Origin of the sequence: Ensifer oleiphilus (genome assembly GCF_013371465.1) — a bacterium.
Classification (GTDB): domain Bacteria; phylum Pseudomonadota; class Alphaproteobacteria; order Rhizobiales; family Rhizobiaceae; genus Ensifer; species Ensifer oleiphilus.
Genome location: NZ_JABWDU010000008.1, coordinates 57,866 through 83,376 on the forward strand (window position 1 = coordinate 57,866; position 25,511 = coordinate 83,376).

23 protein-coding genes are annotated in these 25,511 nt (G+C 62.6%); 16 read left to right on the forward strand and 7 right to left on the reverse strand.

Annotated elements, in window-relative coordinates; all coding sequences use genetic code 11:
- Positions 1-7: 7 nt before the first annotated feature.
- From HT585_RS25025 to HT585_RS25050, 6 genes are all read left to right on the forward strand, one after another.
- Positions 8-1,030, forward strand: coding sequence for a glycoside hydrolase family 3 protein (locus HT585_RS25025; protein ID WP_176355512.1), 1,023 nt, complete (start codon positions 8-10; stop codon positions 1,028-1,030).
- Positions 1,031-1,065: 35 nt separating this feature from the next.
- Entirely contained in the window at positions 1,066-2,715 is a 1,650-nt protein-coding gene (locus HT585_RS25030) for an ABC transporter substrate-binding protein (RefSeq protein WP_176355513.1), read from the forward strand.
- A gap of 161 nt (positions 2,716-2,876) precedes the next feature.
- Positions 2,877-3,854, forward strand: coding sequence for an ABC transporter permease (locus tag HT585_RS25035; RefSeq protein ID WP_176355514.1), 978 nt, complete (start codon positions 2,877-2,879; stop codon positions 3,852-3,854).
- 1 nt (position 3,855) lies between these two features.
- Complete coding sequence (locus tag HT585_RS25040) at positions 3,856-4,746, forward strand: ABC transporter permease (RefSeq protein WP_176355515.1); 891 nt, start codon at positions 3,856-3,858, stop codon at positions 4,744-4,746.
- The gene (locus HT585_RS25045; protein WP_176355516.1) at positions 4,743-5,546 is read left to right on the forward strand and encodes an ATP-binding cassette domain-containing protein; all 804 of its coding nucleotides are present in this window, start codon (positions 4,743-4,745) and stop codon (positions 5,544-5,546) included. Before HT585_RS25040 ends, HT585_RS25045 begins: the two co-directional genes overlap by 4 nt.
- Complete coding sequence (locus tag HT585_RS25050) at positions 5,543-6,451, forward strand: ABC transporter ATP-binding protein (RefSeq protein WP_176355517.1); 909 nt, start codon at positions 5,543-5,545, stop codon at positions 6,449-6,451. Before HT585_RS25045 ends, HT585_RS25050 begins: the two co-directional genes overlap by 4 nt.
- A 162-nt stretch (positions 6,452-6,613) precedes the next feature.
- Here the strand turns inward: HT585_RS25050 and HT585_RS25055 are convergent, their stop codons facing one another.
- Both HT585_RS25055 and HT585_RS25060 read right to left on the reverse strand, forming a co-directional pair.
- Positions 6,614-7,657, reverse strand: a complete 1,044-nt coding sequence (locus HT585_RS25055; RefSeq protein ID WP_176355518.1) for a glutamine synthetase beta-grasp domain-containing protein — start codon at positions 7,655-7,657, stop codon at positions 6,614-6,616.
- Positions 7,658-8,046: 389 nt separating this feature from the next.
- On the reverse strand, positions 8,047-9,444 hold the full coding sequence (locus HT585_RS25060) for an aminotransferase-like domain-containing protein (RefSeq protein ID WP_176355519.1): 1,398 nt from the start codon (positions 9,442-9,444) through the stop codon (positions 8,047-8,049).
- Between the two features lie 101 nt (positions 9,445-9,545).
- Here HT585_RS25060 and HT585_RS25065 point away from each other — a divergent pair, with 101 nt between their 5' ends.
- A complete protein-coding gene (locus HT585_RS25065) occupies positions 9,546-10,409 on the forward strand; it encodes a DMT family transporter (protein ID WP_176355520.1) in 864 nt (287 codons plus the stop codon).
- Between the two features lie 22 nt (positions 10,410-10,431).
- Here HT585_RS25065 and HT585_RS25070 read toward each other — a convergent pair whose 3' ends face one another.
- Positions 10,432-11,325, reverse strand: coding sequence for a LysR family transcriptional regulator (locus tag HT585_RS25070; protein ID WP_176355521.1), 894 nt, complete (start codon positions 11,323-11,325; stop codon positions 10,432-10,434).
- A gap of 117 nt (positions 11,326-11,442) precedes the next feature.
- Between HT585_RS25070 and HT585_RS25075 the strand changes: the two genes are divergently transcribed.
- Together HT585_RS25075 and HT585_RS25080 are read left to right on the forward strand one after the other, a co-directional pair.
- Positions 11,443-12,354, forward strand: a complete 912-nt coding sequence (locus HT585_RS25075) for an NmrA family NAD(P)-binding protein (RefSeq protein WP_176355522.1) — start codon at positions 11,443-11,445, stop codon at positions 12,352-12,354.
- Positions 12,355-12,379: 25 nt separating this feature from the next.
- Positions 12,380-12,628 carry a DUF2798 domain-containing protein gene (locus tag HT585_RS25080; protein ID WP_176355523.1) on the forward strand — a complete coding sequence of 83 codons (249 nt, stop codon included), beginning with the start codon at positions 12,380-12,382 and terminating at the stop codon, positions 12,626-12,628.
- Positions 12,629-12,728: 100 nt separating this feature from the next.
- Here HT585_RS25080 and HT585_RS25085 read toward each other — a convergent pair whose 3' ends face one another.
- Entirely contained in the window at positions 12,729-13,769 is a 1,041-nt protein-coding gene (locus tag HT585_RS25085) for a dipeptidase (RefSeq protein WP_176355524.1), read from the reverse strand.
- A 286-nt stretch (positions 13,770-14,055) separates the two neighbouring features.
- Here HT585_RS25085 and HT585_RS25090 point away from each other — a divergent pair, with 286 nt between their 5' ends.
- From HT585_RS25090 to HT585_RS25120, 7 genes are all read left to right on the forward strand, one after another.
- Positions 14,056-15,654, forward strand: a complete 1,599-nt coding sequence (locus tag HT585_RS25090; protein ID WP_176355525.1) for an ABC transporter substrate-binding protein — start codon at positions 14,056-14,058, stop codon at positions 15,652-15,654.
- The gene (locus HT585_RS25095) at positions 15,651-16,664 is read left to right on the forward strand and encodes an ABC transporter permease (RefSeq protein ID WP_176355526.1); all 1,014 of its coding nucleotides are present in this window, start codon (positions 15,651-15,653) and stop codon (positions 16,662-16,664) included. Before HT585_RS25090 ends, HT585_RS25095 begins: the two co-directional genes overlap by 4 nt.
- Positions 16,661-17,563 (forward strand): nickel transporter permease, encoded by a 903-nt coding sequence (gene nikC / locus HT585_RS25100; protein ID WP_176355527.1) that lies wholly within the window; start codon positions 16,661-16,663, stop codon positions 17,561-17,563. The genes HT585_RS25095 and nikC overlap by 4 nt, the downstream gene beginning before the upstream one ends.
- A 3-nt stretch (positions 17,564-17,566) precedes the next feature.
- Entirely contained in the window at positions 17,567-18,397 is an 831-nt protein-coding gene (locus HT585_RS25105) for an ABC transporter ATP-binding protein (protein ID WP_176355528.1), read from the forward strand.
- The gene (locus HT585_RS25110; RefSeq protein WP_176355529.1) at positions 18,394-19,134 is read left to right on the forward strand and encodes an ABC transporter ATP-binding protein; all 741 of its coding nucleotides are present in this window, start codon (positions 18,394-18,396) and stop codon (positions 19,132-19,134) included. The genes HT585_RS25105 and HT585_RS25110 overlap by 4 nt, the downstream gene beginning before the upstream one ends.
- A gap of 40 nt (positions 19,135-19,174) precedes the next feature.
- Positions 19,175-20,689 (forward strand): serine hydrolase domain-containing protein, encoded by a 1,515-nt coding sequence (locus HT585_RS25115; protein ID WP_176355530.1) that lies wholly within the window; start codon positions 19,175-19,177, stop codon positions 20,687-20,689.
- 87 nt (positions 20,690-20,776) lie between these two features.
- Positions 20,777-21,679, forward strand: a complete 903-nt coding sequence (locus HT585_RS25120; RefSeq protein WP_176355531.1) for a LysR substrate-binding domain-containing protein — start codon at positions 20,777-20,779, stop codon at positions 21,677-21,679.
- Positions 21,680-21,752: 73 nt separating this feature from the next.
- On the opposite strand, the gene HT585_RS25125 is transcribed toward HT585_RS25120, so the two are convergent.
- The 3 genes from HT585_RS25125 to HT585_RS25135 all read right to left on the reverse strand — a co-directional run bounded on the left by HT585_RS25125 (position 21,753) and on the right by HT585_RS25135 (position 24,844).
- Positions 21,753-22,619: a D-amino-acid transaminase gene (locus tag HT585_RS25125; protein WP_176355532.1), complete on the reverse strand. Its 867-nt coding sequence runs from the start codon at positions 22,617-22,619 to the stop codon at positions 21,753-21,755.
- 25 nt (positions 22,620-22,644) lie between these two features.
- On the reverse strand, positions 22,645-23,700 hold the full coding sequence (locus tag HT585_RS25130; protein WP_176355533.1) for a P1 family peptidase: 1,056 nt from the start codon (positions 23,698-23,700) through the stop codon (positions 22,645-22,647).
- A 178-nt stretch (positions 23,701-23,878) separates the two neighbouring features.
- Positions 23,879-24,844, reverse strand: a complete 966-nt coding sequence (locus HT585_RS25135; protein WP_343214080.1) for a DUF930 domain-containing protein — start codon at positions 24,842-24,844, stop codon at positions 23,879-23,881.
- Positions 24,845-25,511 lie beyond the last annotated feature (667 nt).

The window sequence follows — 25,511 nt, forward strand, 5'->3', positions numbered from 1 at the left end:
CTTTCCCATGGCATCGACGCCGCTTGCCCTTTTCGTCGGGCTTCCAAATCCGACACTGTCGGACGACGAGTTTGCACTCTTCCGCGAAACCAATCCTCTCGGCCTTTTTGTGGGCCGCCGCAACCTTCGCGAGCCCGGCCAGGTCAAGGTCCTGATCGAGCGCTTCCGCGAGGCCGTTGGCCGTGAGGATGCGCCTGTTTTCACCGATCAGGAAGGCGGCCGCGTCCAGCATCTCGACGCCGGTCCGTGGCCGCTTTTCCGCAGCTTCGGCCAGTTTGCCGAACTTGCCCGCCATGATCTTGACCTCGGAAAGAAGGCGCTGCGCCTGTCGTCGCAGGCCATGGGCACGATGATGACCGAACTCGGGCTGACCAGCGGCTGCTCGCCGGTTCTCGATCTCGTCTTCGAAACGACCAGCTCCGTCATCGGCGCACGTTCCTTCGGTTCGGATCCGGACTTCATTGCAGCGCTTGGCCGCGAGGTGGTCGACGGCCTGCTCGAGACCGGCAACATGCCGGTGATGAAGCACATTCCCGGTCACGGCCGCGCAACGCGCGATTCCCACAAGGAACGCCCCGTCGTCGACGCATCGCGCGAAATACTCGAAACCACCGACTTCAAGCCCTTCGTCGCCCTCAGGGATACGCCCTGGGCGATGGTCGCTCACGTCGTCTACTCCGCCTATGACAAGGAGCTTCCGGCATCGATCTCGCCGACCATGCACGACGTCATCCGCAAGGACATGGGCTATGAGGGCGTGCTGGTCTCCGACTGCATCTTCATGGAATCGCTTCGCGGCACCCTGCCCGAGCGCGTGAAGCAGGTGCTCGACGCCGGCTCCGACATCGCACTCCACAGCCACGGCGATCTGGCCGAGAGCGAGGCAGCCGCCAAGGCGGCGCGCCCGCTGACGGAGGCGGCCCAGAAGCGCATCGCCGCCGGCCAGAGCCGGATCGGCAAACTCAAGGTCGATGTTCGTGCGGCGCACGCCGAAGTCGAAGAGATGTTCAAGAGCGTTCTCGTCGCCTGACGAGACGCCATTCACCAATCAAGGGGGGAGACACCATGAAAACATCCATTCTCTGGGCAGCGACCGCGCTGACCCTTTTTGCCGCGCCGGCCATGGCGCAGTCGGTCCTGACCGTCAACATCGAGCCGGCCACGACCTGGGTTCGCAACTTCAACCCGTTCAACCAGACATCGGCGCGCCAGAGCACGCTCGATTTCATCTATGAGCCCCTGATCGTCTTCAACCGTTTCGATGACAACAAGCCGACATTCCGCCTCGCCGAGAGCTTCAAGCTTGCCGACGATCTGAAGTCGATCGAGTTCAAGCTGCGCCCGAACCTGAAATGGTCCGATGGCAAGCCGCTGACATCAGCCGACGTCAAGTTCACCTACGACTACCTGAAGAAGTTCCCTGCGCTCGATTTCGTCAGCATCTGGACCTTCATCACCAGCGTCGAGGCCGTCGACGGCCAGACCGTACGCTTCACGCTCGCCAACCCGAGCTCGCTTGCCGCCGAGCAGCTGGCCCAGCTGCCGATCGTACCGGAACATGTCTGGAAGGACATCGCCGAGCCGGTGACCTTTGCCAACGAGACACCTGTCGGCAGCGGCCCGATGACGGAAATCCCGCGCTTCACCGGCCAGACCTATGACCAATGCCGCAACCCGCACTACTGGGACGCAGCGACGCTCAAGGTCGATTGCATGCGCTTTCCGCAGCTCGCCGACAACAACCAGATCCTGACCGCGACCGCGTCGGGCACGCTCGACTGGGGTGTTTCCTTCATCCCGGATATCGAGAATGTCTATGTCGCCAAGGATCCTGAGCACTTCCATTTCTGGTACTCGCCAAGCAGCATGGTGGCCTTCCTGTTCAACCAGGAAACCGCCAACGAGAACAACCGCAAGGCCTTCAACGACGTAAAATTCCGTCGCGCGGCCTCGATGGCGCTCGACCGCGGCACCATGGTCGACGTCGCCGGCTACGGCTACCCGACGCTCAACGAAGATCCGGCCGGCATGGGCGAACTCTACAAGAGCTGGGCTGATCCTTCTGTCGCGACCGACTTCGGCACCTACGGCAAGTACGACGCCGATGCCTCCAAGGCGCTGCTCGACGAGGCCGGCTATGTCGACAAGGGCGGCGACGGCTTCCGCGACAATCCTGATGGCAGCAAGATCTCCTTTTCGATCATCGTGCCGAGCTCCTGGACCGACTGGATCGACACGGTGACGATCGCGGTCGAAGGCCTGCAGGCCGTCGGCCTCGATGCCAAGATCGAAACACCGGAGGAAGCCGTCTGGACCGGGAACCTTATCAACGGCACTTTCGACGCGGCGATCAACAGCCTGCCGGCATCCGCCTCGCCCTACTATCCCTACAAGCGCGCCTTCAGTGCTTCGGACAAGGGCAAGACGCGCTTCACTGCGCAGCGCTGGTTCAATGCCGACGTGGAAAAGCTCGTGACCGAGTTCACCCACACGGCCGACCTTGCCAAGCAGAAGGAAGCGATGAACAAGGCCCAGCGCATCGTTGCCGAAAACATGCCTGTCATGCCGGTGTTCAACAACCCGAACTGGTATCAGTACAACACCAAGCGCTTCAAAGGCTGGGTGACGGCTGAGACCCCGTTCGTCAATCCGTCGATCTCGCGGACCAACCCGGCGCGCCTGCTGCACCTGCTGGCACTCGAGCCGGTCAACTAAACATCCCAGGACTGACGGGAGCGGCTCACGATCGGGCTGCTCCCGTCTCAGCGCGGGCTCTTTGAGAGCAGACATGCTCAGCGAAGGCTAGCGCCGTTTCTAAAGGTTTCTACCGCCTCTCCTCCCGGCAACAGGGGCAAGGCGCAGTCGATGGAGTCCCCATGGCTTTCCTGCTTCGCCGCCTATGCTTCTATCTGGCAGCCTTCGTCGCGGCGGCGACGATCAACTTCTTCCTGCCGCGACTGATGCCGGGCGATCCCGTGCAGATCATGTTTTCGAGCGCGGGCGCGGAACTTCCGCCTGAAAGCCTGCAGGCGCTGAAGCTGACCTTCGGTTTCGTCGACGGCCCGCTGTGGCAGCAATACCTGACCTATCTCGGCAGCATCTTCAGCGGCGATCTCGGTCGCTCCATCAAGTATTTCCCGCTGCCGGTGTCGACGGTTCTCGGCAACGCGCTGGTCTGGACCGTGGGCCTGATGGGTACGGCGACCATCATCAGCTTCACGCTCGGCACCTTCCTCGGCATTCTCGCCGCCTGGCGTCGCGGCAGCCTCTTCGACGTCATCGTTTCCGTCGGCGCGATCTTCGCGACCTCGGTTCCGGCCGTCGTCACCTCGCTGATCGTCGTCTTCTTCTTCGGCTTTACGCTCAACTGGTTCCCGACGGGCTACGCCGCCGATCCGGCGCTCGATCCGGCCTTCACGCTGCAATATCTCGGCAGCGTGCTCTATCACGGCATCCTGCCGATGCTGACGCTCTGCACGGTGCTCACAGGCGGCTTTGCCGTTACCATGCGCAACAACATGATCAACCTGCTTGGCGAGGACTATATCGTCATGGCCCGCGCGAAGGGCCTATCCGACGGACACGTGATGCTTTGGTATGCGGCGCGCAATGCGCTGCTGCCGACCGTGTCGAGCCTTGCGATTGCCATCGGCACTGTTCTCGGCGGCTCGCTGGTGACCGAAGTCGTGTTCAACTATCCGGGGCTCGGCAACATCCTTTACCAGGCGATCCTTGCCCGTGACTATCCCGTGATTCAGGGCCAGCTTCTGATCATGACCGCCACCATGCTTGTCGCCAATTTCATCGTCGATGTCAGCTATGTGTTGCTCGACCCCCGACTGAAGAGGGCGTGAGATGAAAACCCAACCTTTCGGATTGATCCGCAATCGCAAGGCCCTTGTCGGCGTTGCCATCATCGCCTTCATTCTCTTGGTGGCCATCGCCGCACCGCTGCTCACGCCCTATGACCCGGGCGCGCGCGTCGGACGACCGCACCAGGCGCCATCGCTTGCCCATTGGCTCGGCACCACCCGTATTGGCCAGGACGTGTTCACGCGGCTGATTTACGGTGCCCGCACCTCACTGGCGGTCGGCTTCGGCGCGGGCCTGCTCATCACCATCGTCGGCACCGCGCTCGGCATTCTTGCCGGCTATCGCGGCGGCAAGGTCGACGAGGTAATCAGCTTCTTCACCAACATGGTGCTCGTGGTTCCCAACCTGCCGCTGCTGCTCGTTCTCGCCGCCTTCATCGGCCAGGCGAACCCCTGGGTCATCGCGCTGATACTTGGCGGAACCTCTTGGGCCTGGGGCGCGCGCGTCACCCGCGCCGAAACGCTTTCCGTCAAGCAGAAGGATTACGTCAAATCGGCGGAGATGATGGGTGAGCCGCGCTGGCGCATCATGACCTTCGAGATCTTCCCCAACCTGATCTCGATCGTCGGCATCAACTTCATCGGCAGCGTCATCTTCGCGATCATCACCCAGGCAACCCTTGAGTTTCTCGGCCTTGGCGATCCCAAGGTCGTCTCCTGGGGCACCATGCTCTATGCCGCACAGAAGGCGTCTGCGCTTTCGGTCGGCGCGTGGTGGGACATTCTGACGCCCTGCTTCGCGCTCGCCTTCCTCGGTATCGGCCTGTCGCTTCTGAATTTCGCTGTCGACGAAATCGCCAATCCGCGCCTGCGCACCGGCAACCGCCTCGGTCGCTGGTCCGCCCTCATTCGCTCCGGGGAGGGTCGCCTGTGACCGCGCCATTGCTATCGGTGAAAAACCTCACGATCGACTATATCGGCGAGGAAAAGGATTTTCGCGCGGTCGACAATGTCAGCTTTGACGTTGCGCCCGGCGAAGTCTTCGGCCTTGCCGGCGAATCCGGTTGCGGCAAGAGCACCATAGCCTTCGCCATCAGCCGGCTGCACAAGCCGCCGGCGCTGATCCGGCGCGAAAGCACCATCCTGCTCAACGGCCGCAACGTGCTCGATCTCGATGACAAGGCCTTGCGCGATTTCCGCTGGCGCGAGGTCGCGATGGTGTTCCAGAGCGCGATGAATTCGCTGAACCCGGTGCTGCGCATCGAGCATCAGTTCTATGACGTGCTGAAGACCCATAAGGGCATGAGCCGTCCGCAGGCGCGCGACCGCACCGCCGAAATGCTGAAGCTCGTCGACATCGCGCCAGATCGCATGCGCGACTATCCGCATCAGTTTTCAGGCGGCATGCGCCAGCGCATCGTCATCGCCATCTGCCTTGCGCTCGACCCGCGGCTGGTGGTGATGGATGAACCGACGACGGCACTCGACGTCGTCGTCCAGCGTGAGATCCTGCAGCGGATCAACGAGTTGCGCCGCAGCCTCGGCTTTGCCGTCCTGTTCATCACCCACGATCTCGGCCTGATGGTGCAGTTCTGCGACCGCATCGGCATCATGCTCGCCGGCAAGCTGGTCGAGCAGAACACGGCGGAAGCGATCTACGGATCGCCGCAGCACGATTATACGAAACAGCTCTGGGCCTCCTTCCCCTCGCTCCATGGAGGCGTTCTGCTATGACCGTTCAACAAACTCCGATCCTCGCCCTCGACCGGGTCACGAAGACCTTCGGCCACGGGACGGGCGCCGTTCGCGCCGCCCGTTCGATCTCGTTTTCGCTGCATGCCGGTCGGGCGCTTGCGCTTGTCGGCGAGTCCGGCAGCGGCAAGACCACCTGCGCCCGCATGGCGATGCGCGAGTATCTGCCGACGGAAGGAGAGATCCTGTTCAAGGGTCAGCCGGTCGAAGGCACCAATGCCGCAGAGGCGGCACACTACCGCCGTGCCGTGCAGATGATCTTCCAGGATCCGTTCGCCTCGCTCAATCCTGCCCACACCATCGCCTATCATCTGAAGCGGCCGCTCATGCTGCACCGCCCGGATATCAAGCGCTCCGAAATCGACGCGACGGTGCGGGCGCTGCTGCAGCAGGTGAAGCTCGATCCCGACCTTGTCGCGCCGAAATATCCGCACGAGCTTTCCGGCGGCCAGCGCCAGCGCGTCAACATCGCCCGCGCGCTCGCCGCCAAACCGGAGGTCATCGTCGCTGACGAACCAACATCTATGCTCGACGTCTCCGTTCGTCTCGGCGTGCTCAATCTCCTGAGCGAAATGAAGCAGGAGATGAAGCTCGGCTTGCTCTACATCACCCACGATATCGCCACGGCTCGCTATGTCGCAGAGGATATCGCGGTGATGTATTCCGGCCAGATCGTCGAGTGGGGCAATGTCGGCAAGGTGATCGACAACCCCGCACATCCCTATACCAAGCTCCTGCTGTCCGCGGTCCCCGACCCGGACGTCCGCTTCGACGACCCGAGCGTGCGGCTGCGTCCGGAGGATGTGGAAGACATCCGCCGCCAATCGGCTATGACCCAGGACAGGATTGTCGAGGTCGACAGCGATCACTTCGTCCGGGCCGCCTGATCCATCTCCGATTTCCAGTCCGTCGACCGAGCTTTCGCCCAGGACTTAAAAACACAACGCCCCGCTTTGGAGCGGGGCGTTGTGTTTGGGCAATCGTTGCCGATCGCGCATTCCTGGCGAAGCCGGTTGTGGCGTGCCGCTAGGGCACGCCACAAGCCATGCTCAGGCCGCCTTCATCTGCTTTTCGACGTCGGTCGGAACCGTGGAGATCGTCTTCAGGATCTGCGCGGCGATCTGGTAGGGGTCACCCTTGGAGTTCGGGCGGCGGTCTTCAAGGTAGCCCTTGTAGTCGTTGTTGACGAAGCTGTGCGGAACGCGGATCGAGGCACCGCGGTCAGCAACGCCGTAGCTGAACTGGTGGATCGAGGCGGTTTCGTGCTTGCCGGTCAGGCGCATGTGGTTGTCAGGACCGTAGACGGCGATGTGGTCGGCGCGGGCTTCGGCGAAGGCCGCCATCAGGCTCTCGAAGTATTCCTTGCCGCCGACTTCGCGCATGTAGGCGGTCGAGAAGTTGGCGTGCATGCCCGAGCCGTTCCAGTCGGTGTCGCCGAGCGGCTTGCAGTGGTATTCGACGTCAATGCCGTATTTTTCGGTCAGGCGCTGCAGGAGGTAGCGCGCCAGCCAGATTTCGTCGGCGGCCTTGCGCGAGCCCTTGCCGAATACCTGGAATTCCCACTGGCCCTTGGCCACTTCGGCGTTGATGCCTTCATGGTTGATGCCGGCGGCCAGGCAGATGTCCAGATGCTCTTCGACGATCTTGCGAGCGATGTCGCCGACATTGCCGAAGCCGACGCCACAATAATAAGGGCCCTGCGGCGCGGGGAAGCCTGCCTCCGGGAACCCGAGCGGGCGGCCGTTCTGATAGAAGAAATACTCCTGTTCGAAGCCGAACCAAGCGCCGTCGTCATCTGCGATCGATGCGCGGGTGTTCGAAGCATGCGGCGTCTTGGCATCGGGCATCATGACTTCGCAGAGAACGAGCACGCCGTTCTTGCGCTCCGGGTCCGGATAGACGGCAACCGGCTTCAACACGCAGTCGGAGCTGCTGCCTTCGGCCTGCATCGTCGAGGAACCGTCGAAGCCCCAGAGCGGAAGCTGTTCAAGCTGCGGAAAAGCGTCGAATTCCTTGACCAGGGTCTTGCCGCGCAGGTTGGGGGTCGGCTTGTAACCGTCGAGCCAGATGTATTCGAGCTTAAACTTTGTCATTTCTTTCTCTCACATGACGCCAGAATGGCTTGGTTCCAAAGCGGGCGGGCAATCCAGATCGGCTGCCCGACGACCGTTAGCAATAAGAATGCATTAATCGTGCCAGTTGGCTTCGCTTGGCCAAAACACGAGATATCAATGGTCTCGGCATCCCCCGTGACAGCGCGAGCGGCGGCGCAAGACTAAGGATGAAGCGGACTGCACAGAAAATAGGCATCATCAGCCGCACTTTGAGGCACGGCCGCGAGCAAACCACTGCCGAAGAAGGCGCGGCGCTGCAAATGGGCCGCCGCGGCGTTGCCGCCCCGCAAACGAGGACCATCACAATGGCTGCACGGAAAACAAGCAGTGACGTCGCGCCCGGTAAAAAAACGCGGCCGGACTCGGGGCTACCGGGTGATCGTTGCGAGCACGCGATAAAGCCGCTCGTCGGTCGACTGGGCAACGTTGAAGCGCAGAAACCCGGCAGCCGTTCCTGAATGGCTGAAGGCATTGCCGGGGGCCAGCACGATATCGTGCGCCAGCGCCTTCTGCGCCAGTTCCGATGCATCAAGCCCCTCCGGCAGCCTGCACCAGAGAAACATGCCGGCCTGCGGCTCGATCCAGGGCGTGATCCCAACCGCAGCCAGCCGCGTGGCCGTCTCGGTCATCGTCCGCGTCAGGCGCAGACGCAGCGCCTCCATGTGCTTTCGATAGCTGCCATCCCGCAACAAGGTCAGCACCAACTCGGCAGCGAGGCTCGGACCGCCGAATGTGGTGGCGATCTTAAGATCGGTCAGCCCCTCGATCCAGGCACGGGGGGCCGCGATGTAGCCGCAACGCACGGACGCGGAGAGCGTCTTGGAAAAGCTGCCGATCTGCACCACACGGTCAAGACCGTCAAAGGCGGCCAGCCGCGGCGCCGGTGCATGCTCGAAATCGGCAAAGATATCATCCTCGACGATCGTCAAGCCCACCTGCTCGGCAAGCCGCAGCAGACGATGCGCAACCACGGGAGAAAGCGTGGCGCCGGTCGGATTGTGCACTGCGGAATTGGTGATGTAGAGGCGGGGACGATGGGCTTCCAGCACCTCGGCAAACCGGTCGAGATCAGGACCAACAGGCGTATAGGGCACGCTGACGACATTGACGCGGTGCGCCCGCAACAGCGCCTGGAAATTGAAGTAGCAGGGATCGTCGACGATGACGGTGTCACCGGGCTCGAGCAGGAACCGACAAAGCAGATCGATCGCCTGGGTACCTGACTCGGTCAGGATGATCTGATCGGGCGATGCTTCGACGCCATGCTCGGCGAGTCGCCGCGCCAGCAGCTGCCGCAAGGGCCGCAAGCCAAGCGGCGTGCCGTATTCCGTCAGGCTGGCTGTCTCCGCGCGCGCGATCGAGCGCAGCGCCCGCCTGAGTGCTGCCTCCGGCATCCACGACGCCGGCAGCCAGCCGCAGCCGGGCTTCAGCACATTCACATCTGTTTCAAGAGCTTGCCGCGAAACCCAGAGGGGGTCGACCGCGCGGTCGAGCCGCGGACCGACCTCGGTCAGCGACAACGGCGCCAGGTGCGCAGACACGAAAAAGCCGGAACCGGGCCGCGAGCGGATCGTGCCCTCGGCGGCAAGACGCTCATAGGCTTCCACGACCGTCGACTTGGAAACCCGCATCGTCGTGGCGAGTGCCCGAATGGAAGGCAGCTTGACACCCGGCGTCAACGATCGCCCGGCAATGCGTTGCCGGATTGTGCCCATGACGCCCTCAATCAGGGTCTCGCCACCGGTCTCCGTTTGCTGAAACGCCATCTGTATTGGACCTTGATGCAGGACAGTTTGGCGAAACTGTACTGCATTGTCTCTGGAAGAACCACTGTCTCCAACAGATACATGTAGAAAAGGAGACGACAATGGACAGAACGACCACCGGCTGGTTAAACGGCTTCCTCGGCGTATTGATTTTCAGCGGCTCGCTGCCGGCCACACGCGCTGCGGTGATGGATTTCGACCCGGTTTTCCTGACGGTCGCGCGCGCGGCGATTGCGGGCGCGCTTGCGCTCTGCCTGCTCCTCGTCTTTCGCCAGCCCAGGCCGACGCGCTCCGATCTGGTCTCTCTGGTGATCGTCGCCTTCGGCGTCGTTCTCGGCTTCCCGCTTCTGACCGCCCTGGCGCTCAAGCATGTGACATCGGCCCATTCGATCGTCTTCGTCGGCCTGTTGCCGCTTGCGACCGCCGTCTTCGGCGTGCTTCGCGGCGGCGAACGTCCGCATCCGGCCTTCTGGCTGTTTTCCTGCCTCGGCAGCGCGCTTGTTGCCGGTTTTGCGTTGACGCAGGGCTTTTCCGCCTCGCCGGTCGGCGATCTACTAATGCTCGGCGCCATCGTTGTCTGCGGCCTTGGCTATGCCGAAGGAGCAAGCCTTTCGCGCAAGCTCGGTGGCTGGCAGGTCATTTGCTGGGCGCTGGTGCTGTCACTGCCCGTCATGATCGCCATCGGTCTCTTCACCAACGCACCAGCCGTCGAAATGGTGAACTCCGGCGCCTGGGCCGGTCTGGCCTATGTCTCCGTCTTCAGCATGCTGATCGGCTTCGTCTTCTGGTATCGCGGACTTGCGCTCGGCGGCGTCGCCGGCGTCGGGCAATTGCAGCTGCTGCAACCCTTCTTCGGCCTGGCGCTGGCGGCAGCGCTTCTGCATGAGCCGGTGAGTGGAGCGATGCTTGCAGTGACCGGGGCTATTGTCCTGTGCGTTGCCGGGGCAAAGAAGTTCGCGAAATAGACGGCGGGCTTTCGGCCCCTCGTCAGAGATGGTCGAGCTTCAGCCTCTTGCTCAGCAGGTCGATGAAGGTCCGCACCTTGGCCGTGGGCGCCCTGCCCTCGCGCCACAGGATGTGGATCGGGACGGGGGACGGCTCGAACGCTTCGAGCACCACCTGGACCCTGCGATCGACAATCAGATGTTCGATCTGCCAGAGCGGCGAATAGCCGAGACCGAGCTCTTCGCCGACAGCCGCATAGATAGCCGCCATGGCATTGACCCGCAAAGGGCCCGAGACCTTGACCCCGCGTGGCCTGCCGTCGATCGTGAACATCCACGTCCCCTGCCGATCGTCGCCCAGGCGCGTGATGCAGTCGTGGTGCTTCAGGTCCTGCGGGTGCTTGGGCCGACCGCGTGCGGCAAGATAGGAGGGGGCGCCGAAGACGACCCGGCGCAAGCCGCCAAGCCGCTTGCCTGCCAGGCTCGAGTCGGCCAAGTCGCCAATGCGCACCACCATGTCGAGCCCGCCGCCTGCAAGATCGACGAAGGCATCGGAGAGATCGAGTTCGACCTGAACCTCCTCGTATTGCCGCATGTATTCGGCAACGATCGGCATCAGGAAGCGCGGCGCAAACAGCGCCGGCGCGCCGATGCGCAGCACCCCTGAAGGCTCCAGCCGACGCTGCGCCGCCTCCAGTCGCGCTTCGCGTATTTCATCCACCGCAGGCTTTACCCGACGATAGAAGATCTCGCCCGCCTCGCTCGGGGTCGAACGTCGCGTCGTTCGGTGAATGAGTTCCACGCCGATATCGTCTTCAAGGGCGGCAAGCGCACGGCTGACGGTCTGCAGCGGCCGCGAAAGTCGATTGGCAGCCGCCGTCAAGCTCCCGAGCTCGACCACGGCGACGAACACTTCCAGATCTTCGATACGGCTCATTATATTATCCCGGTTTTACAGATAATATATCGCATTCTCGGCCAATTGTCTGAATTTTTGCCAAGCGATACCCTGTGGTCACATTTCATGAGAAGACCGTAAGGAAGGCGACATCGCATGGCAGCGACAGCGAAAACAACCGCCGGAAACAGGATACTCGTCGTCGGGGCGACCGGCCGATTTGCCAATCTCGTCGTGCCCGAGCTGGTCCGCAGAGGCGCTACCGTCCGCGCCCTTGTCAGGGACCAGTCAAATACCGTCCTGGCGCAGTCGCTTGGCGCCGCGCAAATTGCTGTCGGCGACCTCAGGGATCGCCAAAGCCTCGACATTGCGTTGCAGGGTATAGACGGCGTCTTTCATCTCGGGCCGGCCTTCGCGCCTGATGAAGCGTCGATGGGTGTCGCGATGGTCGAGGCGTCGGTCCGCGCGGGCGTGCGGAAGTTCGTGTTCTCGTCGGTCATCCAGCCAACCAACACGCGATTGAAGAACCATGCGGCCAAGATCCCCGTCGAGGACGCGCTCTATTCGTCCACGCTCGAATACACCATCCTGCACCCGGCGAACTTCATGCAGAACATCCTCTCGGCCTGGCCGGCTGTCGTCGGGAGCGGCGTCTTTTCCGAACCCTTCCCGAAGACCGCGCGCGTGGCGCGTGTCGACTATCGTGATGTGGCCGAGGTGGCGGCGATTGCCCTGACGGAGGAGCGGCTCGCCTACGCCACCCTCGAACTTTGCGCCGATGGCCGCCACGACAGAGAGGAGATTGCCGGAATGATGGCGAGCGCGCTGGGTCGTCCCATCGAAGCCGCGGAAATCAGTTTCCACGAATGGGCTGCACCAGCCCGGGTCAAATACACCGAACACCAACTCGGCCTGCTCGCAAAAGTCTACGAGCATTACGCAGCCTTTGGCCTTGGCGGCAACAGCCTGTCGCTGCGAGCAGCACTCGGGCGGGAGCCGCGAAGCCTGCGGGCCTTCATAGAAGAGCTTGCGACCGCCGCTGCTGCCCGCCAGCCCTTCCAAGCATGACACCCCAAACCGGAGCATCACCTCGATGTCGAACAAACTTCCTGCTCGCTACAACGCCATCGCCATGCCTCTGGTGCTGTCGGTCCTGATGTCCTGCCTCGTCTCGGCAGTATCGACGGCCGCCAATACCGGCTTCAGCGCTGACCTCTTTGCCCAATGGATGAAAGCCTGGGGCATCTCGTGGCTCGTGGCGTTTCCAAGCCTGATGCTCGTATTGCCGCTGGTGCGCATGATCGTCGGCGCGCTGGTGCAAGCACCGCAAGCCCGGCGTTGAATCTTCAACCCTGCAGGCGATGAACCGATGCAGCGAGATCATCGCTGTGGGCCTGCGCGGTGATCGCAGCGAGCCGATAGGGCTCGCTGCGCGACTTGTCTCACGCGCCCCAGGTCGTTTCCAGCACGCGGATCCAGTTGCCGTGGCAGATTTTCGCCAGGGACGCCTCGTCGTAACCGCGCTTGCGCAAGAGGTCGACGAGCAGCTGCAGGTCGGCTGCGTCACGCATCGATACAGGAATGGTCGTGCCGTCGAAGTCCGAGCCGAGCGCCACATGGTCGAGACCGATGCGATTGGCGATATAGTCGAGGTGATCCGCCAGAAGGTCGAGGCTGGTGTCCGGGTTCCTGATGCCGTCGGAGCGCAGGAACAGAACGCCGAAATTGATGCCGGCCAACCCGCCCGTGTCCTTGATCGCGTCGAGCTGGCGATCCGTGACGTTGCGGCTGTGCGGGCAAAGCGCATGCACGTTGGAATGGGAGGCGACCAGCGGCGCTTTCGAAAGCGCGGCGATGTCCCAGAAGCCCTGTTCGTTCATGTGCGACAGGTCGACCATGATCTTCAACTCGTTGCAGGCGCGGATCAGGTCCTTGCCGCTTTCCGTCAGGCCCGGACCGATATCCGGCGACGAAGGGAAACGGAACGGAACGCCATAGGCAAAGATGTTCGGTCGGCTCCAGACAGGCCCGAGCGTGCGCAGGCCAGCGGCATGCAGCACGTAAAGGGCATCAAGATCGGCAGCGAACGCTTCCACACCTTCGATGTGGAGCACCGACGCAAACACGCCGTCTGCGATCGCCTGGCGAATATCGGCCGCCGACCGGCAGATCTTCAGACGGCCCGCTGCCTTTCGCTCCAGACCCATCAGCAGGCGCGCCATGCCGAGCGTGCTCTTCAGCGCGTCCTGTTGTTCAGGTGTGGCGAAATCGCCATTGGCGTCCTTCTGCATGCTGGGAGAGGCGACATACACAGCGCAAAGACCGCCGGCGAGACCGCCTTTCTCCGCCTTCATGAGATCGATGTGGCCAGAACTGCCACCATCTATGAAACGGGCTTCAGCGTCTGGCTGCTGCGAATGCCACAAGCGCGACAGCACATCGTTATGTCCATCGAAGACCGGGATTTTCGCCTGTGTTGCCAATTGGGGATCGCCTTTCAACCTGCTTGCCGGCCACGGCGACCGGCTGCGCGCGACTCATTGCATCGTCGCGCGCGAACATAATCATCCCACTCCCCTAGGGGAAAGCCGTCCATCGGCGCAAATGCAAACCATGCATAGGCCTTGCCGAAATCGGAATTGGTCGCGCCCAGCCATGTTGTGCTTAATCCGCGCCCTAACAAGGCAACACGGGTGACATCGAGGTTAACTGCAAAAACCTCACGGCGGCCGTTCGCATGACGTCAAGTCCGAGAAGGGGATATTTCCGATGATTTCCAGACGCAACCTGTTGATCGGCGGCGCTGCCGTGCCGTTTCTGTCCTATGTCAGCCTGGTGCCGGCCTTTGCCGAAACGCCGAAGGACATCCTGGTTGTCGCCCAGCAGCTCGACAACATGACCAGCCTCGATCCGCACGAGAGCTTCGAAGCGGTCGGCAGCGAAATTTGCGGCAATATCTACCAGAAGCTGGTTCACCCCAACCTCAACGACGCCAACAAGGTCGATCCGACGCTGGCCGAATCCTGGGAAGCCGATGCCGACAGCAAGGTCTTTACCTTCAAGCTTCGCGCCGGCGCCACCTTTGCGAGCGGTGCACCGGTCACCGCAGAAGATGCGGCCTTCTCGCTGCAGCGCGCGATCAAGATGAACAAGGGCCCGGCCTTCATCATCGCCCAGTTCGGCTTCACGCCTGAGAATGTCGAAGAGCGCATCGCCGCCGTCGACGGCTCGACCCTTCGCCTCACACTCGAGCAGCCGGCATCACTCGCCTTCCTGCTCTATTGCCTCTCGGCCAATGTCGGCAGCATCCTGGAGAAGAAGGTCGCGCTCGAAAACGAAGTCGACGGCGACTTGGGCAATGCCTGGCTGCAGAAGAACACCGCCGGCTCGGGCGAATTCGCGCTGCAGTCCTGGAAGCCTAGTGAAAGCGTCGCGCTGACGGTCAATCCGAACGGCCCCTACAAGGGCAATATCAAGCGCATCATCCTGCGCCATGTCGCCGACCCGTCCTCGCAGCTGCTGATGCTGCAGAAGGGCGACGCCGATATCGCCCGCAACCTCAGCTCCGAGCAGCTTCGCACGCTGCAGGGCGACGAGAACTACACGCTCGTTCGCAAGGGTGTGGCCTCGCTGGTGCTGATTTCGCTCAACCAGAAGCAGGCGAACCTGGCAAAGCCCCAGGTCTGGCAGGCGGTCAAGCACGCGCTCGACTACAAGGGCATGCAGGAAAACATCGTGCCCCTCACCCACAAGATCCACCAGAGCTTCCTGCCGGAGGGCTATCCCGGCGTCGTCAACGACGCGCCGTTCGTGAAGGATGTGGCCAAGGCCAAGGCGCTGATGGCCGAAGCAGGCCTTGAGGCCGGTTTCGACATCGTCATGGATCACTATTCGGCGCAGCCCTATCCGGATCTCGCCCAGGCGATCCAGGCAAACCTTGCCGAAATCGGCATTCGCGTGCAGCTGCAGGCAGCAGAAAACCGCCAGGTGCTCACCAAGATGCGCGCCCGCGAGCACCAGATGGCGCTTTCGGCCTGGGGGTCGGACTACTTCGATCCGCACGCCAATGCCGACGTGTTCAACATCAATCCCGACAACTCGGATGATGCCAAGTCGCGTCCCTTCCTGTGGCGCTCGTCCTGGCAGGATGCCGAGATGGCGAAGAAGGCCGAAGCCGCCCGAGACGAGAAGGATCCGGCAAAGCGCATCGCGCTTTACGAGGAGCTGCAGCGCGCGCACATGGAGCACAGCCCCTTCATCTTCATGCTGCAGACAACGACCACGGCCGCCTGCCGCAAGTCGGTTGCCGGCATCCGGCTCGGCACGCTCTCTGACGCCCACTCCTATGCAGAGGCGTCGAAGGCTTGAGCAAGCGTATCAAGAGCTTTTCCGCCACGTTGAGCAGCGTCTTCCTGACGCTGCTCGGCCTGACGATCGTCACATTCATGATCGGGCGCGTCATGCCCGTCGACCCGGTGATTGCCGCGGTCGGTGATAACGCGTCCGAAGCGGTGATCGCCCAGGCCCGCATCGAGATGGGCCTCGACCAACCCCTGATCGTGCAGTTCTTCCGTTATCTCTGGCAGCTGCTGCATGGCGATCTCGGCATGTCGATCCTGACTCGCAACCCGGTTTCCACCGACATTGCCCGGTTCTTCCCGGCAACGTTGGAGCTGGCGACGGCTGCATTGATTTTGTCGGCGGCAATCGGCATTCCGCTCGGCGTCTGGGCCGCCGTCCGGCAAGGCAAGTTCGTCGATCAGGCGATCCGCGTTGTCTGCCTTGCCGGTCACTCCGTTCCAGTGTTCATGCTGTCGCTGATCTCACTGTTGATCTTCTACGCCACGCTTGGCCTTGCACCGGGACCCGGCCGCCAGGACGTGATTTTCGACGGCATGATCGATCCCGTCACCGGCCTCTTGACGATCGACACATTGATCGCTGGCGATTGGGATGCCTTCCGTGACGCCGTCGCGCATATGGCGCAGCCGGTCTGCATCCTCGCCTATTTCAGCATGGCCTATATCACCCGCATGACCCGGGCCTTCATGGTCGATGCGCTGAAGGGCGAGTTCGTCATCACGGCGCGCGCGAAGGGACTGTCCGCCTCCACTGTCATCTGGAGCCACGCCTTCCCGACGGTCGCCGTGCAGCTGGTGACGGTTCTGGCGCTCACCTATGCCGGGCTCCTCGAAGGCGCCGTCGTCACCGAAACGGTGTTCAGCTGGCCGGGTCTCGGCCAATATTTGACCGTGTCGCTGATGAACGCCGACATGAACCCGGTGGTTGGTGCGACCCTGTTGATCGGCCTCATCTATGTCGGCCTCAACCTCATCGCCGACCTTCTCTATCGTGTACTGGATCCCCGCGTCCGATGATGCTTATGACCTTCAGAAACTGGGCGCTGGATGAAACGCCCGCCTCACGCACCCAGGCCTCCTGGGGCCATCGCTATCGCATCTGGCTGAAGCTCAGATCCAACCCGCTGGCGATGATCGGGCTTGCGATCATCCTCGTGTTTTCGCTGCTGGCAGCGCTTGCGCCGGTGCTGGCGCCGCACGATCCTGCAATCCAGAACCTTGCAAACCGGCTCGCCGCTCCGAGTGCCGCCCATTGGCTCGGCACCGATGAGCTTGGTCGCGACATCTTCTCGCGCATCCTTTACGGCGGACGCGTGACGCTCGGCATGGTCGTTTCCGTGGTCGTTCTCGTGGCGCCGATCGGCCTTGCAGTCGGCTGCATCGCCGGTTATTTCGGCGGCATCGTCGACACTGTCTTGATGCGCGTCACCGACGTCTTCCTCGCCTTCCCGCGCCTCATTCTGGCGCTGGCCTTCGTCGCAGCCTTGAAGCCGGGCGTCGAAAGCGCCGTTCTCGCGATCGCACTCACCGCCTGGCCGCCCTATGCGCGCCTCGCCCGTGCCGAGACCATGACGGTTCGCCGCAGCGATTTCATCGCCGCCTGCAGACTGACCGGCGCTTCGCCCTGGCGCATCATCATGCGTCATGCCGCACCGCTCTGCGTTCCGAGCCTGATCGTGCGCATCACGCTCGACATGAGCTCGATCATCATCACTGCGGCCAGCCTCGGCTTCCTCGGCATGGGCGCGCAGCCGCCGTCGCCGGAGTGGGGTGCGATGATTGCCACTGCCAAGCGCTTCATCTTCGACCAGTGGTGGGTTGCTACCGTCCCGGGCATCGCGATCTTCCTGGTGTCGCTCGCGTTCAACTTCCTCGGCGACGGATTGCGCGACGTGCTCGATCCGAAGGGAGACTGAGCCATGCTGGTCGACATCCAGAACCTCCGCATCGCCTTCGAGAATCGCTCTTCCCGGTTCGAGGCCGTGCGCGGCATCTCGCTTTCGCTTGGTGCCGAGAAGCTCGGCATCGTCGGCGAGAGCGGCTCGGGCAAGAGCCTGACGGCACGCGCGCTGATGAAGCTCTTGCCCTCCAATGCTGCCATATCAGCCGATCGGCTCTCATTCGACGGCATCGATGTACTCGCCGCGTCGGAAAAGCAGATGCGCCAGATCCGCGGCAAGCGGGCGGGCTTCATCCTGCAGGACCCGAAATATTCGCTGAACCCGGTGATGAACATCGGCCGGCAGGTGTCTGAAGCCTGGCGCACCCATAAGGGCGGCAGCAAAAAGCAGGCGCTCGAGGCAGCGATCCACCTTCTCGACCAGGTAAAGATCCGCAATCCGCGCGAAGTCGCTGGCTCCTACCCGCACGAGGTCTCGGGCGGCATGGGCCAGCGGGTGATGATCGCGATGATGCTGGCGCCGGATCCCGAACTGCTGATTGCCGACGAGCCGACGAGCGCACTCGACGCGACCGTGCAGGCCGAAATCCTGCGGCTGATCGAGGAACTGGTGTCGGAGCGCAACATGGGCCTCATTCTCATCAGCCACGACCTGCCGCTCGTTTCGCATTTCTGCGATCGCGTCGCGGTGATGTATTCCGGTCGGGTTATTGAAGAGCTGAAGGCGTCGGAGCTGCTTAACGCGCGCCATCCCTACACCAAGGGTCTTCTCAACTGCATGCCCTCCCTTACGCATCCCAGGGACCGGCTGCCTGTTCTCAAGCGCGATGCTTCGTGGCTTACCGCATGATCGACGTTGAAAATCTCCGCATCAGGTTCGGCGACCGCGAGGTTGTCAAAGGTGTCTCGTTTTCGGTGAAGAAAGGCGACAGCTTCGGCATCGTCGGCGAAAGCGGCTCGGGCAAGTCGACGATCCTGAGGGCCATGGCCGGGCTCAACGAAAGCTGGGAAGGCCGCATCGCCTTCGGCGGCGAGCCTGCCCAGCTGAAGCGTCCGCCGGGCTTCTTCCGCCGGGTGCAGATGGTGTTCCAGGACCCCTATGGCTCGCTGCACCCGCGCCAGACGGTCGATCGCATTCTCAGCGAATTGCCGCTGGTGCACGGCATGGACAATATCGACAAGCGCATCGTCCAGGCACTGTCGGACGTCGCCCTGCCGCAGGCGGCCCGCTTCCGCTTTCCCCATCAGCTTTCCGGCGGCCAGCGCCAGCGCGTCGCGATCGCGCGCGCACTGATTGCCGATCCGCAGGTGTTGCTGCTCGACGAGCCGACGAGTGCCCTCGATGTCTCGGTGCAGGCGGAAATCCTCAATCTCCTGTCCGACCTTCGCGAGGCGCGAAACCTCACCTACATTCTCGTCAGCCACAACCTCGCGGTCATCGCCCATCTCTGTGGTCAGGTGGGTGTGATGCTGAACGGCGAGATGGTCGAACAACTGAGCGCGCAGGATCTGCGTGTAGGCAAGACGAGCCACGCCCATACCACGGAACTGCGCACGCTGAGCGTGGGACTGGAAGAACCGGCCTGACCTCGACCCTTTCGTGACAACAAGCACAATGGAAGATCCCATGCCGGCACATCTCGATTGGCACGCTGCATCCACCACCGCCGAAGCTTTCGCCAGGCAGTGGGCGGAAAACGAACCCGGTGGCGCCGTCATCGGCTTCGATGAGAGCGGCATCCGCTTTTGGCATGCGCGCGGCGTCGAGAGCCTGTCGACGCTCACGCCGTTTTCGGCCGACAGCGTCGTGCGCTACGCCTCCGTCACCAAACACTTCTTCTGCGCCATGGTTCTTCAGCATGAGGACGCCATCAATCTCGACGACCGGCTTGGGCAGCATCTGCCCGAACTGGCATCGCCGCTTGCCGACGTGACGGTCGGCCAGGCGCTCGACATGAGTGGCGGCTTGCCGGACACACGCGAATGCCTGTCACTGCTTGGGCTTTCCGTCTACACCGAAACCGAGGCCGCGCCGCTTCTTGCATTCCTGGCACGGTTGCGGCGGCTGAATTTCGATGCCGGCCACGAAGTCTCCTACTCCAACACCGGCTATCGCCTTGTCGAAGCGGCATTGGAGCGCCGCGGCTTTGCCTTCGACGATTTCATCCAGAAAGATGTTGCCGGGCCGCTCGGCGTCACCTTCAATGCGCCCGACGTCTGGAACGATCCGGTCGAAGGCCTGGTGCCCGGCTATTGGCATAACGGCGACCGCTGGCAGCTTTCCGCCGCCGGCCTACATATCTCCGCTTCCGGCAGCCTGACGGGGAGCGCCAATGCGCTGACGGTCTGGCTGCAGGCGTTGATGCGTGGGCAGGGCCATTTCGAAGGCGTGCTGGAGAAGTTGCAGGCGACGCGCTTGCTGGCCGACGGACGGCCGAGCGGCTACAGCCTCGGTCTGCGCCTGTCGACGCTCGGCAAGCGCAGCTTCGTCGGGCACGGCGGCTCGCATCCGGGCTACAAGACCTATTTCCTCATCGACCCTGAAAGCCGCTCGGGCTTCGTCGTCGTCTCCAACCGCGAGGACACCAACGGCCACAAGATCGCGCTCGAAAGCCTGGCGGCGCTCACCGGCCTGCCGTTGCCGACGCCTGCCGCCGGCATTCCCGATGGTCTCTATGTGACGGAACAAGGCCCCTGGTGGCTTGAGATCAAGGGCAGCGTCTGCACCTACCTCGATGCCGACGACACGCTCTATGACGACGGCGACGGCTGGGTTTCGTCGCGTTCGGCCTCCTCGCCGATGCGGCTGCGGCTGGAGGGATCAGCGCTCGTCGGCGAGGCCGGTCATGCGGCGCGACGCTTCCTGCCGGTCACTGACAAGCAGGCGGTTGAGACATTCCTCGCCGGAACGTGGCAGTCGACTGAATGGGCGGAGTTCGAAGTCCGTGATGATGCCGTGGTGATGGGCGTCGGCCCGGTGCGGCACACAATGCCACTCACGGCACTAGGCAACGGTCGCTACCTCTTCACCCTCCATGATGGTCCCTGGACGAAGCGCGTCTGCCTGCATGTCCTCGACGACAACAGGGTAGAGCTCGTGCTCAATCGTGCGCGAATGATGGAATACCGCCGTCGCGGCTGATTTCTCTTGAAGCATGCCCAACTGTGCCTAAAAGGGGTCAGGTCACCGCTGCAAGGCGGAAATTGACGCTTTTCAGGAGTGCATGCTTTGGAAATCAAGTGGCTCGAAGACTTTCTGGCACTGGCGAGCACGCTCAATTTTTCGAAGGCGGCCGACGAACGGAACGTCACCCAATCCGCCTTCAGCCGCCGGATCAAGCAACTCGAGGCCTGGGTCGGTGCCAGCCTCGTCGACCGCGCCACCTACCCCTCACGGTTGACCGAGGCGGGCCAAAAGTTCGTGCCGGTGGCGCAGGATACGCTTCAGCACCTCTATCAATCGCGGCGCAACCTGCAGAAGGAAGAGGGTTCAGACGCCAAGACGATTAAGGTGACCGCGCTCCACACGCTCTCCTTCACCTTCTTTCCCGCCTGGATGAACCGGATCAACAAGAAGGCAGGTCCGGTGTTCTCGCGGCTGCGCCCGGATTCCGGCAGCATGGAAGAAAACCTCAACTCGCTGGTCGACGGATCCTGCGACTTCCTTCTGACCTACGCCCACACCCAGGTGCCGCTGTTGCTCGACCCGCAGGCGTTCGAACACCGCTCGCTAGGCCACGAAAAGATCATTCCGGTTTCGGCGCCCAACGAGACGGGATCGGCCGCACACCTGCTGGAGGGCGGCTCGAGGCCTTTCCCCCATATCAGCTACGAGAAATCCTCGTTCTTCGGGCAATTGCTGGGCGAGCTCGTCGGCGCCGACCTGCCGCCGTTCCAGCGGGTTCACGAGGGCAGCATGTCCGTCGGCCTGAAAGCGATGGCGCAGGCCGGTTGGGGCATCGCCTGGGTGCCGGAAAGCCTGATGATGGCCGAGCTTGCCTCCGGCGCACTCGTGCGCGCCGCCGACCCTCGCTGGGATATCAGTGTCGAAATCCGAGTTTACCGCGCCAAGGACAACCGGCGCCCGGTCGTCGGGCGCATTTGGCAGTCGCAGGAGACGGTGGCCGCTTGAAGGAGGTATGATGCGGCTTCCGTCAGGAAGCACTTCGCACCACCGTCTTGACTGTTGCTCCTCTCGCCGACCGCTAGATCGCCGTCCGCCGGGCATTCTCCAGATAAAGTTCACGCAGCCGCTTGACCATAGGCCCGGGCTTTCCGTCACCGATCGGCTTGCCGTCGATGCGCGTCACAGGCACGACGAAGTTCGAAGCGCTCGTCAGGCAGGCCTCGCGGGCGTTCAGCGCCTCGTCGAGTGAGAATGGCCGCTCCTCGACCGTTAAACCCTGCTCACGCGCCAACTCCAGCGCGGCAAGCCGGGTGCAGCCGGGCAGCGTGGCGCTGCTGTTGCCGCGCGTCACGATCCGGCCGTCGTCGGTGACGATATAGGCGGTCGAAGACGCGCCTTCGGTGACAAACCCGTCCTCGATCATCCAGGCCTCGTCGCAGCCTTCGGCCTTCGCGATGCGCTTGGCCATCACCTGCGGTAAGAGACACACGCTCTTGATATCGCGACGCGCCCAGCGCAGGTCGGCGACCGACTTGACGGAGACACCCTTGTCGACGGCAGCCACATGCTCAAGCGTCTTGACCTGGGTAAAGAGCAGCAGCGTCGGCTTGATCTCGCTTGAAAACAGGAAGTTGCGATCCTCGGCGCCCCGCGTCAGCTGCAGGTAGACGACGCCCTCGACCACGTTGTTGTCGCGCACCAGCCGCCGCTCGATCTCGACGATCTCGCCAACGGATACCGGGAGCGGCACATCGATCTCGCGGGCGGAGCGTTCGAGCCGCGCCATATGCAGGGCGCTGTCGATCAGCTTGCCTTCCAGCACGGCGGTCACTTCGTAAATGCCGTCGCCGAACAGGAAGCCGCGGTCGAAGACCGAAAGATGTGCCGCGTTCTCGGAAACGAGCTCGCCGTTCAGATAAACGATACGGCCGGTCGGGTTGGACATGGGAACTCCGTCAGAGGGAAGAGAATTAGGCCTTGAGAGCTGCAAGCCGGTCGAGCGAGATCGCCTCGACCGAACTCGCCTTGCCGGTGGCGGCGTTGAAGCCGGTCGTGGATTGCGCCGTGACCAACGAATTGAGGATCGCCTCTTCGGCCGCCTCGATCGTCGCTTCGAACAGCGGAGAGATCAGGTCGTTCGGCAGGTCGGGATAGCTGGCGATCCCCGCGCGCCGTTCGCGCGTACGGCGGACGGATTCGGCTGTCGAGAACGCCAACGCATAATCGCCCGACCCGTTGCTGAGCGCGGCGCCGGTGCGGGAAAGGCCGCCAAAAGCGCGTTCGGCCAGACGTTTCAGGTTGCGCGCCGACAGCGGCGCATCGGTGGCAACGACGATGACGATCGAGCCGTCGCGATCATGGCCGGACGGCGCGGCGTAAGGCTGGCCGCAGACCAGAAGTCTGCCGCCATAATTGGACTGCACCAGCACGCCGACGGTGAAGATCTCGCCCGCCGCCTTGACGCGGCGCGAGCTTGTGCCGATCCCGCCCTTGAGGCCGAAGGCGACCGTGCCGGTCCCGGCGCCAATGGCGCCCTCTTCGACCGGGCCGGGCTTCGCCGCGGCAAGCGCCCCGCCGATCTCGCCGACCGTTGGGCGGCCGGCGCGGATATCGTTCAGCCTGCTGTCATTGGTCTCGCCGACGACGGCATTGAGCGAAACGACCTTTTCGTTGCCCGGCTGGGCCAGCGTAAACTGGTTGATCGCCTCGATCGCCCGGCCGGTCGCCAGCGTGTTGGTCAGGACGATGGGTGTTTCAAGTTCGCCGAGCTCGGCGATCTGGGTGGAGCCGACGAACTTGCCGAAGCCGTTCAACACCGCAAGCGCTGCCGGCACCTTGTCCTGAAACAGATTGCCCGGATGAGGAAGGATGGCGGTGGCACCGGTGCGGATCCTGTCGCCTTCGACGACGGTCGCATGGCCAATGGTAACGCCGGCTACGTCGGTGATCGCATTCAGCCCACCGGTCTCGTAGACGCCGGGGCGAAATCCGAGATCGCGAAGTCTTTGACGCGTATTTGCCGACATGTGGCGTTTCCCCATTTTGCCAGAGGGCGATCCGCCGCAAACGACCGTCGCCTTATTTGGCTGGAAGCTACTCTTCCCCGCGACAAAACGGCATCGCAAAAATGGAATAGTTCTATGAGAAGTCCGCAAGACGACCGGACGGCTCGTCTCGGGGAGAAGAGCGGTTGGCAAAATCGGCTCAGTTGGGCGGCAGGCGGCGGCTCTTCCAGGCCGTCTGCGGAATGATCCCGCCGATAGCGAAGCTGAAGGATGTGACCTCAACCGTTTCGAGATTGACCTTGCACTTGAAATCGACGTCGTACCAGTTGCCCTTGCTGCGATAGGCGCCGCCGCTCGCGTCGATCTGTTCCTTGCCGATAAACCCGCCTGATGGCCCGAAGGGGACGAGCATATCGGGAAAGTCCTCCGGCCGCTGGTGGCGGATCTGCTCGAGCGCCTCGATGTTGCAGAGCTGGAGGATACGCTTCTTGACCGGCAGCTGGCCCATCGCCTGCTTGACGCGCGGATCGGCGATCGACTTTGCCGAGAACAGCTCCTCGGCCTTGACGAACCGGTCGGACGGCAACTTCGCCGTCGTTTCGGCCTTGCCGTCGGTTGCCTCGCTCTTCTCCTTGTCGGCCACGGGTTTGCGCATGGGCATCGGGTCGGTTTTGGCCACCGCCTTCTCCGCGTCGGTCGTGGCCGCCGGTTTCTTCTCGGCAGCACTTTTGTCGCCGGTCGCCGTGCTCGACAGGACGGCAACTTGCTGCTGCGCCTGCTCTTCCGTCTCCTGTTGCTTCTGCGCCTTCGGCTCCTCTGTCTTTTCCACCTTCTCCGTCGCGGCAGCGGTCGCTTCTGCCTTCTTCGGCTGGTTCACCACGTCCCTCTTCTCAGCCTTCGCAGTGGGCGGAAGCTGCGCAACCTTGGCGTCCTGTTTCGTCGTGGCGGCGGCCGATTCAAAGGCCTGAGGCTGGCGGCGGGCAGGCGCCGGCTGGGGCTTCGGCTGCTCCGTCTTCGGCTGCGCTTCCTGCTTGGGCTTTTCCTGCTGCTTTGGCTGCGGTGGAGGGACGAGTTCGACGTTGACGCTTTGCTCGCCCTCAGGCTTCGGCGTCTCGTGCGGCAGTTGGATCAGCAGCAGGGCGATGACAAGCAGATGCAAACCCACCGAGATCGGCGTCCCCCATCTGATCTTCTCCCACCATTTTTCGGAAAACAGCTGCATTGCCTACGAGATAATGGACCTCAGGGACGGAAGCTAGGTGCCTGCAAAATCTGACGGAATTATTGCATGGTCGGCCCATGCATTGGAATGTAGCAATTGCCCGCGTCCAGCGGGCGGGAGGCCAAGTTGGAAACGGGACAGCTGCTTTTTGTTTTGCTCGTGGGCGTTCCGGTCATCGCGCTCGCCTTGCTTGGCGCTCTGTGGCTGATCTGCGTTGTAAAGCGCCCGCTCCTGGGAATTGTCGGAATGACGATCGTCGGTGCGACGTATTGCTACGGAGAAGGTCTTGTTTTCTTGCTGTTCGCTCCAAGCATCTTGGCCTGTGTTGCTGCGCCGAGAGGGCCTGGAAAACCCTCTCTGCAAGAATGCGAAGAGCGAACCCGTCGGCGTCTCACCGGCCTTAACCGGCATTGCTTGACTGCGCTGTCGCTTCGCTTCTGCGCTATCGCCGCCATTTTCCCCTCTAATGGGAAATTTCTTCCCACAACAGCGAAGATTCAGCACATCTATCTCTATTCTATAATTTCTATAGATTTAAAACATAAATCAGTTGCGGTCCTGGATTTGACGGGCGGCGCGACGGACGAACATCATGGCCAGGAGCCTCTTC

Bases quoted from the DNA above. Each gene is read 5' to 3' on its own strand.
- HT585_RS25030 (WP_176355513.1), top strand. From the start codon at position 1,066: ATGAAAACATCCATTCTCTGGGCAGCGACCGCGCTGACCCTTTTTGCC.
- HT585_RS25035 (WP_176355514.1), top strand. From the start codon at position 2,877: ATGGCTTTCCTGCTTCGCCGCCTATGCTTCTATCTGGCAGCCTTCGTC.
- nikC (WP_176355527.1), top strand. From the start codon at position 16,661: ATGATGCTTATGACCTTCAGAAACTGGGCGCTGGATGAAACGCCCGCC.
- HT585_RS25040 (WP_176355515.1), top strand. From the start codon at position 3,856: ATGAAAACCCAACCTTTCGGATTGATCCGCAATCGCAAGGCCCTTGTC.
- HT585_RS25080 (WP_176355523.1), top strand. From the start codon at position 12,380: ATGTCGAACAAACTTCCTGCTCGCTACAACGCCATCGCCATGCCTCTG.
- HT585_RS25090 (WP_176355525.1), top strand. From the start codon at position 14,056: ATGATTTCCAGACGCAACCTGTTGATCGGCGGCGCTGCCGTGCCGTTT.
- HT585_RS25110 (WP_176355529.1), top strand. From the start codon at position 18,394: ATGATCGACGTTGAAAATCTCCGCATCAGGTTCGGCGACCGCGAGGTT.
- HT585_RS25105 (WP_176355528.1), top strand. From the start codon at position 17,567: ATGCTGGTCGACATCCAGAACCTCCGCATCGCCTTCGAGAATCGCTCT.
- HT585_RS25125 (WP_176355532.1), bottom strand. From the start codon at position 22,619: ATGTCCAACCCGACCGGCCGTATCGTTTATCTGAACGGCGAGCTCGTT.
- HT585_RS25065 (WP_176355520.1), top strand. From the start codon at position 9,546: ATGGACAGAACGACCACCGGCTGGTTAAACGGCTTCCTCGGCGTATTG.
- HT585_RS25060 (WP_176355519.1), bottom strand. From the start codon at position 9,444: ATGGCGTTTCAGCAAACGGAGACCGGTGGCGAGACCCTGATTGAGGGC.
- HT585_RS25025 (WP_176355512.1), top strand. From the start codon at position 8: ATGGCATCGACGCCGCTTGCCCTTTTCGTCGGGCTTCCAAATCCGACA.
- HT585_RS25130 (WP_176355533.1), bottom strand. From the start codon at position 23,700: ATGTCGGCAAATACGCGTCAAAGACTTCGCGATCTCGGATTTCGCCCC.
- HT585_RS25055 (WP_176355518.1), bottom strand. From the start codon at position 7,657: ATGACAAAGTTTAAGCTCGAATACATCTGGCTCGACGGTTACAAGCCG.
- HT585_RS25070 (WP_176355521.1), bottom strand. From the start codon at position 11,325: ATGAGCCGTATCGAAGATCTGGAAGTGTTCGTCGCCGTGGTCGAGCTC.
- HT585_RS25115 (WP_176355530.1), top strand. From the start codon at position 19,175: ATGCCGGCACATCTCGATTGGCACGCTGCATCCACCACCGCCGAAGCT.
- HT585_RS25075 (WP_176355522.1), top strand. From the start codon at position 11,443: ATGGCAGCGACAGCGAAAACAACCGCCGGAAACAGGATACTCGTCGTC.
- HT585_RS25050 (WP_176355517.1), top strand. From the start codon at position 5,543: ATGACCGTTCAACAAACTCCGATCCTCGCCCTCGACCGGGTCACGAAG.